12 protein-coding genes are annotated in these 12,947 nt (G+C 40.2%); 10 read left to right on the top strand and 2 right to left on the bottom strand.

Going from position 1 to position 12,947, the window contains the following annotated elements; translation table 11 throughout:
• Positions 1–20: 20 nt before the first annotated feature.
• Both CVT08_RS05315 and tgt read right to left on the bottom strand, forming a co-directional pair.
• Complete coding sequence (locus tag CVT08_RS05315; protein ID WP_107856242.1) at positions 21–719, bottom strand: CorA family divalent cation transporter; 699 nt, start codon at positions 717–719, stop codon at positions 21–23.
• The gene (tgt, locus tag CVT08_RS05310) at positions 709–1,839 is read right to left on the bottom strand and encodes a tRNA guanosine(34) transglycosylase Tgt (protein WP_107856241.1); all 1,131 of its coding nucleotides are present in this window, start codon (positions 1,837–1,839) and stop codon (positions 709–711) included. Before tgt ends, CVT08_RS05315 begins: the two co-directional genes overlap by 11 nt.
• A 79-nt stretch (positions 1,840–1,918) precedes the next feature.
• On the opposite strand from tgt, the gene CVT08_RS05305 reads away from it, so the two are divergent.
• From CVT08_RS05305 to mog, 10 genes are all read left to right on the top strand, one after another.
• Complete coding sequence (locus tag CVT08_RS05305) at positions 1,919–3,025, top strand: MlaE family ABC transporter permease (RefSeq protein WP_107856240.1); 1,107 nt, start codon at positions 1,919–1,921, stop codon at positions 3,023–3,025.
• Positions 3,022–3,762 (top strand): ABC transporter ATP-binding protein, encoded by a 741-nt coding sequence (locus tag CVT08_RS05300; protein WP_107856239.1) that lies wholly within the window; start codon positions 3,022–3,024, stop codon positions 3,760–3,762. The genes CVT08_RS05305 and CVT08_RS05300 overlap by 4 nt, the downstream gene beginning before the upstream one ends.
• Entirely contained in the window at positions 3,763–4,698 is a 936-nt protein-coding gene (locus tag CVT08_RS05295; RefSeq protein ID WP_107856238.1) for an MlaD family protein, read from the top strand. It begins immediately after the preceding gene.
• Entirely contained in the window at positions 4,695–5,255 is a 561-nt protein-coding gene (locus tag CVT08_RS05290) for an ABC-type transport auxiliary lipoprotein family protein (RefSeq protein ID WP_103571328.1), read from the top strand. Before CVT08_RS05295 ends, CVT08_RS05290 begins: the two co-directional genes overlap by 4 nt.
• Before the next feature lie 103 nt (positions 5,256–5,358).
• The gene (locus CVT08_RS05285; RefSeq protein ID WP_107856237.1) at positions 5,359–6,777 is read left to right on the top strand and encodes a COG3400 family protein; all 1,419 of its coding nucleotides are present in this window, start codon (positions 5,359–5,361) and stop codon (positions 6,775–6,777) included.
• 3 nt (positions 6,778–6,780) lie between these two features.
• Positions 6,781–7,818 carry a 3-dehydroquinate synthase gene (aroB, locus tag CVT08_RS05280; protein ID WP_107856236.1) on the top strand — a complete coding sequence of 346 codons (1,038 nt, stop codon included), beginning with the start codon at positions 6,781–6,783 and terminating at the stop codon, positions 7,816–7,818.
• Positions 7,815–9,404: a mechanosensitive ion channel domain-containing protein gene (locus tag CVT08_RS05275; RefSeq protein ID WP_107856235.1), complete on the top strand. Its 1,590-nt coding sequence runs from the start codon at positions 7,815–7,817 to the stop codon at positions 9,402–9,404. Before aroB ends, CVT08_RS05275 begins: the two co-directional genes overlap by 4 nt.
• A complete protein-coding gene (gene mtaB / locus CVT08_RS05270) occupies positions 9,404–10,642 on the top strand; it encodes a tRNA (N(6)-L-threonylcarbamoyladenosine(37)-C(2))-methylthiotransferase MtaB (RefSeq protein WP_107856234.1) in 1,239 nt (412 codons plus the stop codon). Before CVT08_RS05275 ends, mtaB begins: the two co-directional genes overlap by 1 nt.
• On the top strand, positions 10,629–12,281 hold the full coding sequence (locus tag CVT08_RS05265) for an ATP-dependent metallopeptidase FtsH/Yme1/Tma family protein (protein ID WP_107856249.1): 1,653 nt from the start codon (positions 10,629–10,631) through the stop codon (positions 12,279–12,281). The genes mtaB and CVT08_RS05265 overlap by 14 nt, the downstream gene beginning before the upstream one ends.
• A gap of 13 nt (positions 12,282–12,294) precedes the next feature.
• A complete protein-coding gene (mog, locus tag CVT08_RS05260) occupies positions 12,295–12,834 on the top strand; it encodes a molybdopterin adenylyltransferase (protein ID WP_002940911.1) in 540 nt (179 codons plus the stop codon).
• The last annotated feature ends 113 nt before the right edge of the window (positions 12,835–12,947 follow it).

The following is a 12,947-nucleotide window of genomic DNA, read 5'->3' as shown; positions in this document are numbered from 1 at the left end:
CTTGCCAAGCATAAATAAATTTAACTAATATCCTTATTTGATCTGTAATAAAATATAAAAAATAGCACGCAAAGCATCGCTATAAAGGCAAAGACTATCAACGTGCCATCTTTAAATGAGTTTAAAAACATGCCGTTTGTATTCATGCCAAAAAAGCCAGTGATAAAATTTAGTGGTAAAAATAGCACCGAAAGCAGCGTCAAAAGGTAGATATTTCTATTTATCTTGTCGTTTTTGTCACTTTGTATAAATAAGTAGATGTCATCGACCCTATAGGCGTATTCGTTGGCTATGGTTTTAAAGACGCTTGCTTCGTGGATGCTATTTTTAAGCTCTTTTTTAAGCCCTTGTTGTTCGCTTTGACAGATCGCAAGTGCTTCGTAAAAGTGTGAGATGCTATTTTGAAATTTTCTGATCTCATACTTTAAAAAGTGGTGCCTTTTTATAAATTTCTCAAGATTTCTCTGACTAGCATAAATTTTCTCATATTCATTTAGCTCGTCTTGATGCTCTAAAATTTTATTTGCATATTCGTTACAAATCCCCTTAATAGCTGCTTCAAATGTGCTTTTGTCGCATTCATGCTCAAGATCTTCTTTGTAAATTTTGCCATCTTTAAATAAAAATTTAAAAACTTGCTTTTGCGATAATGAGATGAGTGTTATGTAGTCAAACTCATCTCCATAAAAATATCCGCTAAGTGCGTTTTTATAGCTCATATGTGCTCCTTTTTGCGTAGAAATTTCGCTTAAATTTAGCAAATTCGCCAGCCTCTATCGCCTCTCTCATCTCTTTCATCAAATTTAGATAGTAGTGTAGGTTATGAAGGCTTGCTAGTCTAAAAAACGTGAGCTCTCTAGCCTTAAAAAGGTGGTTTAGATAGCCTCTTGAGTAGCGCTTGCAGGTGTAGCACTGGCAGGCTGGATCGATCGGTGCGTGGTCGTTTATAAATTTGGCTGATTTTATATTTATCTTGCCAAAGCTAGTAAAAAGCGTGCCGTTTCTTGCATTTCTTGTTGGCATCACGCAGTCAAACATATCGACCCCTCGCTCCACGTTTTCGACCAAGTCTTCAGGCGTGCCAACGCCCATTAGATAGCGAGGTCTAAGCTCATCCATAAATGGCATAACCGCCTCAACAGTGTCATACATCGCCTCGTTGCTCTCGCCAACACTAAGACCGCCGATGGCAAGGCCGTCAAATGGCATTTCAGTTAGTGCCTCGGCGCAAAATTTACGTGCCTCATAGTCGGTGCCGCCTTGAACGATACCAAAGATATTTTGCTGCAAGCCAACGCCCTTGCTTTGCATAAATTTGTGATAATCAATCGCCTCTTTTGCCCATTTTATCGTTCGTTTTATGCTGAGATCTATCCTTTTTGGCTCAGCTGGCAAGGCAACCAAATCATCAAGTATCATCATGATGTCGCTGCCAAGCTCATACTGCGTGTCAAGGACGGATCTTGGCGTGAAGTAGTGCGTGCTGCCGTCGATGTGGCTTTTAAATTTTATCCCGCCATCGTCGTTTTTGGTGTTTGACCTAAGCGAAAATGCCTGAAATCCGCCGCTATCAGTTAAAAACGAGCGATCAAATTTAGAAAATCCATGAAGTCCGCCAAACTCACGCACGACCTTGCTACCAGGGCGCAGATACATGTGGTAGGTGTTTGCTAAAATTATCTTTGCGTCTAAAATTTCACTCATATCAAAGGCGTCTAGGCTTTTAACTGCGCCAACAGTGCCAACTGGCATGAAAACTGGCGTTTGTATCACGCTGTGAGCGGTTGTTAGGACGCCGCGCCTTGCGTTACCATCTTTTTTTATAACTTCAAATTTCATCCAAGTCCTTAAAATTTTTGATTTTTTATTTTAACAAAATTTATAATATAATCCAGAAATTTTAAGGCAAAGGAACTTTTTGCAAAAGAGAAATGACATCGTTTTTACCGAAGCAAACGGCACTGCGACCATAAAATTTGCAGGTGAGTTTAGCTATAAAGACGCAAAAAATTTACAAAGCATTTTTAAAAAAATCCAAAAGCTTAACGGCAATGTTAAATTTGACTTTAGCGAGCTAAAGAGCATTGATTACGCTGTTTTGATCCTTTTAAAAAACACGCTAAATGGCAAGAAATTTGAGATCGTTACAAGTGATGAGAAGATAAAGGCGATGAGCGAACTGCTAAATGACGAGAAGATCGACTTTAGATATATGCCACCGCACAATAGCCTAAATTTTTTCTCACGCTTGGGAGAGAAAATTTGTGAAGGTTTTGTAAATTTAGTTGAGTTTGGCTCGTTTTTGGGTGAGTTTTTGATAAAAAGCGTCAAAATTTTCCTTAATCCTGCAAATTTAAGGTTTAGAGAATTTAGCAACTACATAAAAGATGGTGGCGTAAATGCCGTTTTCATCGTCTCGCTCACCGCTTTTTTGATAGGCGTCGTGCTTGCATATCTTGGTAGTGCGATGCTTGCAAGCTTTGGGGCAAGTATATTTATAGTAGAGATCATGGGCATGCTAACGCTTAGAGAGGTGGCACCGCTCATCGCTGCTATCGTCGTGGCAGGCAGGTCGGCCTCCAGCTTTACTGCACAAATTGGTGCTATGAAGCTAACTGAGGAGATAGACGCGATGAAGACGATGGGCTTTGAGCCCTTTAACTTCTTGGTGCTGCCGCGCATCATCGCCATGGTGCTTTGCGTGCCTGTCATCATCTTTATAGCTGACGGCATAAGCATTTTAGGGCAGATGATCATTTGTCAAACGATACTTGATATCAGCTTTAGCGACTATCTCAATAGATTTCGCGAGATGGTCGAGCTTAGGCACTTTGCTGTTGGCATGATAAAGGCTCCGTTTTTTGGTGCTGTAATAGCGATCATTGGCTGCATGAGGGGGTTTGGTGTTAGCCAAAACGCCCAAAGCCTTGGAGCGATGACAACCGTTAGCGTTGTAAATGCGATATTTTGGGTCATCGCGCTTGATGCATTTTTTGCGATAATTTTTATGTGGCTAAAGATATGAACGAGATAATAGTTGGAAAAAATATAACTACAAGTTATGGCGATAAGATAATGCACGATAATGTGAGCTGGAGCGTCAAAGAGGCTGAAATTTACGGCTTTTTAGGTGGCAGTGGCACTGGTAAAACGACGCTTATGAAGACGATGATATATCTAAAAAAGCCAAGCAAGGGCGATATAACGTTTGACGGCGTCAATATGTGGAAAAGTAGCCCCAAAGAGCAGCAAGAGATAAAGCTAAAAAGTGGGACGATGTTTCAGTTTGGAGCGCTTTATAGCTCGATGACGATACTTGATAATGTGGGCGTTTTACTGCATGAGTACTCTAAATTTAACAAGCGTCAGATCGATGAGATAGCGATGTTTTGGATACAAAAAGTTGGGCTTAAAAAAGAAGTTTCTATGCTTTATCCAAGCGAGCTAAGTGGCGGTATGAAAAAGCGTGCTGCGCTTGCAAGAGCCTTGGTGCTAAGTCCTAGGGTGCTATTTTTGGACGAGCCAAATAGTGGTCTTGATCCTGTTAGCTCGCGCCAGATGGACGCGCTCATAAAAGAGCTTCGTGATAGCATCGGCGTAACAGTTGTTATGGTGACTCATGATGCTGATAGTATTTTTGATATTTTGGATAGATTTTTGATAATAGATAACAAAAAAATAGCCTTTGAGGGAGATATAAAAGAGCTTGAGCATCTTGAAAATAACCCGCTTGAAGAGCTATTTAAAATGAGGAAAAAATAGATGGAAAATAGAAATTCTTACACCATTGTTGGCATGTTTTTCATAGCCTGCCTTACAGCATTTGCGATATTTATCTGGTGGATGACTAGCAAAAATAACACAAAAGTTGATTTTAAGGAGTATTACATCCACACAAGCGAGCTGCCAAGCGGATTAAAGGTGGATTCTACGGTTAAATTTATCGGCGTGCCAGCAGGAAGCGTCAGTGATATAAATTTTGTCGATGATAAAAACGCTCTTATAAACATCACGATGAAGATAAGAGAGGATCTGCCTATCAAGGCTGATAGCGTGGCAAGCATCGAAGTTCAGGCTATTAGTGGCGTGGCTAGTATCAATATAAGCCGAGGCACAAAGGATTTTAAACCAGGCGATAAGCCTATTTTAAAGCTTGAAGAGAGCCTTTTTTCAAAGCTCGGAAACAACGCAGAAAACATCACTTTAAAGATAAATCAAACCCTTGATAAGGTTGATGGCTTTTTCTCGGCTGAAAATATATCTCACATCGAGTCAATCCTAAGAAATATCGATAAATTTACACAGGTTTTAACCGATGAAAATGGTTTAAGCGAGGTTGATAGCATCGTTAAAAATGTAAAAAATTTCACCGATAGTTTAAACAAAACCGACACAAAAGAGCTTGCTAAAAATTTAAACACACTAATCGCCAGTGCAAATTCAGTCTTTAAATCAGTAAATTTGGCTGTCACTGGATATAGCTCGCTTCAAGATATCGTCACTAAAAAGGTAAAAAACGGCGAGTATGACCTTAGAAACACGGTCTCTCCGCTGCTTAGAGAGGCTAGCGATTTTTTAAATGGATTTGACAAGACGCTTCGTGAGTTTAGGGGTGCGCTTCAAAGGCTTGAGGACAATCCTTACGAGTTCTTCTTCACAAATCCAGTGCCAAATATAGATAAAAAGGACAAAAAATGAGAAATTTAATCTTTCTAGCGGCTGCATTTTTATTTTTTGGCTGCTCGCTAAAGACCGACGTACCACAAGCCACGATGTATGAGATACACTACTCAAACAAGGAGTGCTCGGCTGAAAACAAGCAGAAAGAGCTAAAAAATGTCTTCATAGAAAACGTGAGCGCCCTTGATATGGTTGATACTAGAAAAATTTTGATCGTTGCTGAAAACAACAAGATAAGGTATTTGACAGACGCTAAATTTGTCTCTGAACCAAGCGAGATGATCTATAAATCGCTCGTAAAAGGACTATACTCAAACTGCGCTGCAAAGCCGATATTTTCGCCAAATGCAAAGGATCTTAGGCTAAAAGTTAGCATCATCTCACTTCAAATAAGAGGCGATAAGGCCGAAGTTTCGCTAGCTTATGAGCTATTTAATGCAAACACCTCGCTAAAATCAGGCATGATCACAAAAGAAATTTTCTGCCCAGATCCAAGCTCAAGCACCATTTTTGAGACGATAAATAAGGCTGCAAATTTAGCTATCGATACTTTAATCTCTGAAATAATCTACTAAAATTTTCTTAAATTTTTTGGCTGTGAAAGCTTAAATTTACAGCCAAAAATAGCTTATTTTAAAGACCTTTTGTTATAATGTGGCTTTAAAATACGGAGAATTAATGAAGAAAATTTTAATAATCGCAGATGGAGCTTTTGCAAGAAATTTTTTAGATAGACTTCTTGGAGCAAAATCAAATTTACACCACTATATCGTCGTTTCGAGCGAAGACCTTAGCCAAAAGGCAAATTATGAAAATTTCACATTTTATCAGTTTGACTCAACGAGCCTATCAAAGCTAAAGAGCATAAGCGACGGCTATTTTAGCCAGTTTTGTATCGTGAGCGACAATGAAAAAGAGGCGGTTGTCATTTATGAAAATTTAAGACAGATCAGCACAAAGACAGAGACCATTTTCATGAACTCGTGGGAGCTAGATGAAAAGTGCAAGGAGACTTTCGCGAGCGATAAGCATCTAAGCGTGGTTGATATCAGAGATATCGCGGCTTCAAGGCTTATGGACTATCTGCCAGACATGCCTGTATATGCTGATAATATCGGCTTTAGCGAGGGCGAGATCATGGAGGTTAAGGTGCCTATTGGCAGCTCATATATGTATCGCCATATCAGCTCAGTAGCGCAGAAAAAGTGGCGTATAGCGCTCATTTATAGGGGCAATGAGATCATCTTGCCAAAGCCAAATTTGATGATACAGCCAAGCGACATCTTGCTGATCGTTGGCGATCCAAACGTGCTTCAAAACGTCTATCGCTCAATAAAACGCGAGAGCGGGCAGTTCCCAAGCCCATTTGGTAGCAACATCTACACTTTAATCGATATGAAGTCGATGAGCAAAGAGCGCGTTAGCAAACTCATCGAGGATAGCCTATATGTGCATTCAAAGCTAAATAACAAACGCCTTATCTTTAGGGTGATAAACCCAACTTTAGGCGAAAATTTAGAGACACTAAAGGCGATAAAAGAGAAAAATATCCTTGTTTTGATGGATTATTTTAATAGCGACAATAAATCGATAAAAGATGACGTTTTAAAACACGACATCGGGCTTATCATAAGCGATGATAGATACTTTTTTAAATTTAAAAAGCTATTTTATGAGCTTAAAATCCCAGTGCTAAAAACGGGTAAAATTTTGCTCTCAAAGGTAAAAGAGGGTGTGATACTTGGCGATCAAAGCCAAGAGGTCGAAAATCAATCAGCTGTCATCACAGACTGCTGCGCGCAGCTTGATTTGGAGATGAAATTTTACTATTTTGATAACAAACACAGCGATGATGAGGCGCTAAAAGAGCACTTTGAGAGCATTAGCACGCTTTTTTCAAAGCGCATAAAGATAGAAAATCACAGCCTCAAAAACCCGCTAGTGAAGCTAAAAGGCACAAATGATCTGCTTCATTTTGTGATGTTTAGCAAGAGTGTGGCAAATGGTAGTGCTTTTGCCTTCTTATCGACAAATTTAAATAGACTTTATAAAAAACTAAGCCAAAACGCACAGCTTTTTGTGCCAATAAGTGAGTAGAAAATGCAGATAAATCTAAAACTTAAGGAAAAGGGCTCAAGCTATAAAATTTACATAAATGAGCTTGAGAAGTTGGAGCTAAAAGGCAAGGTTGGCATCGTCACAAATGCCAAAGTAGCTGGGCTTCACCTTGAAAAACTACTTAGCGTTTTAAAGTGCGATGAGAAATTTATCATAAGCGTGCCAGACGGCGAAGAGTATAAAAATTTAACAACGATAGAGCAAATTTTAGAGCAGCTTTTTATTAGTAAATTTGACCGCGCATCTACGCTCATAGCCCTTGGTGGTGGCGTCATAAGCGATATGACCGGCTTTGCGGCAAGCATTTATGAAAGAGGGATAAACTTCATAAATATCCCAACCACGCTTCTAGCACAAGTCGATGCTAGTGTGGGCGGAAAAACGGGCGTAAATAACAAATTTGGTAAAAATTTAATAGGCTCATTTTATCAGCCAAAGGCAGTTTTTTGTGAGATAAATTTCTTAAAAACATTGCCAAAGAGAGAATTTGCAGCTGGCGTGGCTGAGGCTTTAAAAATGGCAATAACTTTTGATAAAGAGATGTTTGACTGGCTAAAGAGCGTAAATTTAGACGATGAAAACTTAGCTAAGCTGGTTGAAAAGTCTATAAATTTAAAGGCTAGAGTGGTCGAGCAAGATGAGAAAGAAAAGGGGTTAAGAGCTATCCTAAACTACGGTCACACCTTTGCTCATGTCATCGAAAATGAGACAAATTACAAGGAATTTTTACACGGCGAAGCAGTGGCGATAGGTATGAATATGGCAAATCGCCTAAGCGTTAGACTAGGTCTCATGAGTGAGGCGCAGGCAGAAGAGATCAAGCAGGTTTTAGTGAAGTTTGATCTGCCTGTAAGCTACAAAATAGAAAATGAATATGCATTTTACGAGGCGTTTTTTATGGATAAAAAGACAAAAGGTGATAAGATAAATTTCATCATCGCAGATAAAATCGGCAGTGCGGTCATCAAAAATGACGTCAAAAAAGAGGACGTTTTAGAAACTTTGAGAGAATTTAAATGAAAAAGATCCTAGTTTTTCTACTTTTTTTCTTTGCGCTTTATGCTGAAGAAAACGCTACGCTTGAGCAAAATGTCTCACAAAATTTACAAAATAGCGAGCTTATAAAAGAAATTTCAAACCTAGATAACTCCCTAAAAAACAACATCTGGATCACAAGATACGCCAACTACAATACCTATCAAAAGCTTCTTGATGAGCTAGAGCAAAATGAAAATGAGCTTAAAAAGCTTGATAAAGGCTCAAAAAGAGGTGGCGATCTCATAAAGAGAAGTCAAACTCTAAAAGAGCAGATAAATTTGCTAAAAGAGTATGAGAAAACGCCATTTTCAAATATGCTAGCAGCACCAGAAATGGAGACGCCGCCTAGGATAAATAGCCCAGTTGCGCTAGTATCTGGCTTTTCATACATCAAAAAGATAAGAAGCGACAAGATCGAGTACCAAAGGCACATCAAAGAGCTTGACACCTTGCTTGAAAAGCTTGAAGCAAAAGAAAATTTGCTAAATAGACTAAATTTGATAGATGATAGCGAGCAAAATAGAGCAAGTCTAAACCTTGTAAAACAAGAGATAGGCGACTTCAAAGCAGCAAAACAGATCGCTGATACCACTTATAGCGTCTATGAAAAAAGGGCTGATGAAGCGATAAATTTGACGACCTCTGACATCAAGGCTCAGTTTTTGAGCATGGGCTACACAGCCATCGTCATACTTCTAACGATCGGATTAACATTTATCGCTAAATTTATCGTTAAAAGAACGATCACAGATAACGAGAGATTTTACACGGTCAATAAATTTTTAAACGTGCTAAACATCACAGTTATCATCATAATCCTGCTCTTTTCATACATCGAAAACGTCACATATCTAGTCACCGTGCTAGGTTTTGCCTCAGCTGGTATCGCCATCGCGATGAAGGATATGTTTATGAGTATGCTTGGCTGGATGGTTATCATGTTTGGTGGCACGATCCACGTGGGAGACCGCGTAAGGGTCTATCACGATGGGAGCGAATTTGTAGGCGATGTGATAGACATTTCACTGCTTCGCCTAACAGTTTTTGAAGACGTTAGCTACTCTACCTATAAGACAAACCGCCGTGCAGGCAGGATCATATTTGTGCCAAATAACTACATCTTTACAGACCTCATCGCAAACTACTCGCACTACGGTATGAAGACCGTTTGGGACGGTATAGATGTCGTGATAAGCTTTGATAGCAATCACAAAAAGGCCGCCTATCTAGCAAAAAATATAGTAAAAAAATATTCAAAAGGCTACACTGACATCGCAAAACGCCAGATGAATAAGCTAAGGAGCCAGTACAGCATCAAAAATCCAAATGTAGAGCCAAGAATTTACACATTTTTTGAGCCTTATGGTATCAACATCTCATGCTGGTATATGTCCAACTCATACGCCACGCTCGCTCTAAGAAGCACAATAAGCGCTGAGATAATCGAGGCATTTTTGGCTCACGATGATATAAAGATAGCTTACCCAACACAAACTATGTTTATAGGCAAGAAAGAAACGCCAAGCGATCATGTAGCTCACGCTGAGCAAGAGGGCGAAAATATCTAATGCAAAAGATATTTTTTAAGACATTTGGATGCCGCACAAACATCTATGATACCGAGCTTTTAAAGAGCTACATCAAAGACTACGAGATCACAAACGACGAAGAGGCCGCTGATATCGTAGTCATAAACTCATGCACCGTGACAAACTCGGCTGATAGTGGCGTTAGAAACTATATAAACGGCGTAAAAAGACGCGGGGCAAAGGTCATACTAACAGGATGTGGGGCGGTTAGTAAGGGCAAGGAGCTGTTTGCAAGCGGAATTTACGGAGTGCTGGGAGCTAGCAAAAAGAGTGATCTAAACGAGCTTTTAAAACAAGAAAAGCCATTTTTTGAGCTTGGAAATTTAAACTCAGTCGATAAAAACATCGTCACAAACTACGAAAATCATACAAAGGCATTTATAAAGATACAAGAGGGCTGCAACTTTAACTGCAGCTACTGCATCATCCCATCAGTGCGTGGCAGAGCTAGGAGTATGGACGAGGCGATGATATTAAAAGAAGCTAGAATTTTAGCTCAAAATGGCTATAATGAGCTCGTTTTAACTGGCACAAACATAGGCAGTTACGGCAATGATACAAATAGCTCTCTTGGCAAACTGCTAGCAAATTTAGGCAAAATTTCAGGCATCAGACGCATAAGACTTGGCAGTATCGAGCCAAGCCAGATAGATGAGAGCTTTAGGGAAATTTTAAAAGAGGAGTGGCTGGAGCGCCATCTACACATCGCACTTCAGCACACGAGCGAGGCGATGCTAAAGATCATGCGCAGGCGAAACAACGCATTTAGCGACTTAGAGCTTTTTAATGAGCTAAGCTCTCTTGGTTTTGCTTTGGGGACTGACTATATCGTGGGTCATCCAGGTGAGAGCGAGGAAATTTGGGCAGAGGCGGTGGAAAATTTCAAGAAATTTCCTATCACGCATCTGCACGCTTTTGTCTATTCGCCTAGACGTGATACGCACTCAGCGACGCTAAAAAGCGACGTTAGCGGCGACGTGGCAAAGAGTAGGCTCAAAATTTTACAAGGCATTGCTTTGCAAAATAATGAAAATTTTAGAAAAAAACATAACGGGACTTTAAAAATTTTAGTCGAGCAAAAAAACGGCGACTTTTACGAGGGCTTTGACCAGTTTTACAACAAAGCTAAAATTTATAGTCAAAACGACATAACAAAAGAGTGGTTGGAGGTAAGCGAATATGAAATTAAGCCAGATGCCAATTATGCAAAAATTTAAATTTAACAAGAAAAACATCCTGATAATAGCCGCTGTGGCTCTGATAATAGCGCTAATTTTTGCTGTGAGCAAAGAGCCACGAAACATCACCTACTCGCAATATATGCAACTAATGGATGGAAATTTCATCGATAAAGCGGTCATCGACGAAGACGAGGTCATCCTCTATGCGCAAAATAATCGCTTTGCCATCATAAAAGAGGGCATAGACATAAAAGAGCTCATCAAAAAGGTCCCAGTCGAGCGAAGCGTGCAGTATATCACTCCTGGCATGGTCTGGGGAAGCATCATCTTTGTTTGCCTTGTGCTTTGGTACTCCTATATTTTTAGGGCTATTAAGAAAAAAGAGGAGAGCCTTTTAAACAAAAAAGATGGCGCTTTAGAGATAGAAAGCGTGCTAAACCAAAATGCGATGCCAGTTATCTCAAACGTGAGATTTAGCGATGTGGCAGGCATTAGTGAGGTCAAAAGTGAGCTTAGCGAGATAGTTGATTTTCTTAAAAATCCGCAAAAATATAGAAATTTTGGTATCAAAATGCCAAAAGGCGTGCTAATGATAGGTCCTCCAGGCGTTGGTAAGACGCTTGTGGCAAAGGCAGTCGCTGGCGAGGCAAATGTGCCGTTTTTTTACCAAAATGGTGCAAGCTTTGTGCAAATTTATGTCGGAATGGGCGCAAAAAGAGTTAGAGAGCTATTTAGCAGAGCCAAATCTTACGCACCTTCAATCGTCTTTATCGACGAGATAGACGCTGTTGGCAAGAGCAGGGGTGGGGCTAGAAACGACGAGCGAGAAGCCACGCTTAATCAGTTGCTAACCGAGATGGACGGCTTTGAAGATAATTCAGGCGTCATCGTCATAGCTGCGACAAACAGGATAGAGATGATCGACGAGGCGCTACTTAGATCGGGTCGCTTTGATAGGCGTATATTTTTATCAATGCCTGACTATAACGACAGGGTGGCGATCCTAAACACATATCTAAAAGATAAAAATTGCGAAGTGCCAGCTGAAGATATCGCTAGGATGAGCGTTGGCTTTTCTGGTGCAGCACTTAGCACGCTTGTAAATGAAGCTGCGATAAATGCCCTAAGAAACGGCGAGAGCGTGCTTAGGATGAGGGACTTTGAGGCTGTTTTAAACAAGGTCTTGCTCGGCAAGAAAAAGGTGCTAAGCTACAGCGAGAGCGAGAAGAAAATTCAAGCCATCTATCAAGGCGCAAAAGCGCTAAGTGCATACTGGTTTGATGTGAAATTTGAAAAAATTTCGCTCATAGAAGACCGCTTTATGGCGACTGAGCAAGAGATCGAGTCAAAGTCGCAGATGCTCTCACGCATAAAGGTGCTTATCTCTGGCATGTGCAAGCTTGAGATAGATGAGAACGACATCTTTTCAAACTCAAGTAACGATCTAAATTTAGCAAAAGAGATCGCTTCAAAGATGGTTTATGAGTATGGCATGGGAAATTCTTTCGTGCCAAATCCAAACGACGTGGAAGAAATTTTAAAACAAGCAAAAGATGAGATAATGTCATTTTTAAAGGGCACAAACGAGCAAATCGCAAGGATAAGCTCATATCTGCTTGCTTATGAAAGTGTAGATAAAGAGACGCTTGCTAAAATTTTAAATGAAAACTACTAATAAAGGAGAAAAAATGAAAGCAAAAATAGGAATTCTGACTATGTCAGATCGCGCAAGTGAGGGCACATACGAGGACAAATCAGGCCCAGCGATCAAAGAGGTACTTGATGGTTGGATAGTAAGCGAGAGAGAGTATTTTTACGAGGTGATCCCAGATGAGCTTGATCTCATAAAAGAGAGGCTCGTGCACATGATAGACGTGCTAGGATGCGACCTTGTGCTAACAACTGGAGGCACTGGACCAGCTGTAAGAGACGTCACTCCAGAGGCTACTGAGGCAGTTTGTGAGAAGATGATGCCAGGCTTTGGCGAGCTAATGAGAGCTGCAAGCTTGCAATACGTCCCAACAGCGATCCTATCACGCCAAACAGCAGGCATCAGAGGCCATGCGCTCATCATAAATTTACCAGGTCAGCCAAAGGCGATAAAAGAGTGCTTGGAGCCGGTATTTCCAGCGGTGCCATACTGCATCGATCTTATAGAGGGTGCATTTATCGAGACTGATGAAAACGTGATGAAAGTTTTCCGCCCTAAACAAAAGAAAATTTCATAAACAAAATTTGTTAAACCACTGAAATTTATAGCCACCGCTTTTATGAAGAGGTGGTTTATATACTGCTACCTCTTTAAATTTGATGCTTTTTAGCTATTATTTTAATTTTTGCT

The sequence above is a fragment of the Campylobacter concisus genome (genome assembly GCF_003048835.2).
GTDB lineage: Bacteria > Campylobacterota > Campylobacteria > Campylobacterales > Campylobacteraceae > Campylobacter_A > Campylobacter_A concisus_D.
This window is presented reverse-complemented; position numbering and strand designations above follow the sequence as displayed.

What these genes read in the sequence shown, in the direction of transcription:
- mtaB (WP_107856234.1), top strand. Translation starts at nt 9,404, where the DNA reads ATGCAAAAGATATTTTTTAAGACATTTGGATGCCGCACAAACATCTAT.
- mog (WP_002940911.1), top strand. Translation starts at nt 12,295, where the DNA reads ATGAAAGCAAAAATAGGAATTCTGACTATGTCAGATCGCGCAAGTGAG.
- CVT08_RS05315 (WP_107856242.1), bottom strand. Translation starts at nt 719, where the DNA reads ATGAGCTATAAAAACGCACTTAGCGGATATTTTTATGGAGATGAGTTT.
- CVT08_RS05275 (WP_107856235.1), top strand. Translation starts at nt 7,815, where the DNA reads ATGAAAAAGATCCTAGTTTTTCTACTTTTTTTCTTTGCGCTTTATGCT.
- CVT08_RS05300 (WP_107856239.1), top strand. Translation starts at nt 3,022, where the DNA reads ATGAACGAGATAATAGTTGGAAAAAATATAACTACAAGTTATGGCGAT.
- tgt (WP_107856241.1), bottom strand. Translation starts at nt 1,839, where the DNA reads ATGAAATTTGAAGTTATAAAAAAAGATGGTAACGCAAGGCGCGGCGTC.
- CVT08_RS05295 (WP_107856238.1), top strand. Translation starts at nt 3,763, where the DNA reads ATGGAAAATAGAAATTCTTACACCATTGTTGGCATGTTTTTCATAGCC.
- CVT08_RS05285 (WP_107856237.1), top strand. Translation starts at nt 5,359, where the DNA reads ATGAAGAAAATTTTAATAATCGCAGATGGAGCTTTTGCAAGAAATTTT.
- CVT08_RS05265 (WP_107856249.1), top strand. Translation starts at nt 10,629, where the DNA reads ATGCAAAAATTTAAATTTAACAAGAAAAACATCCTGATAATAGCCGCT.
- CVT08_RS05290 (WP_103571328.1), top strand. Translation starts at nt 4,695, where the DNA reads ATGAGAAATTTAATCTTTCTAGCGGCTGCATTTTTATTTTTTGGCTGC.
- aroB (WP_107856236.1), top strand. Translation starts at nt 6,781, where the DNA reads ATGCAGATAAATCTAAAACTTAAGGAAAAGGGCTCAAGCTATAAAATT.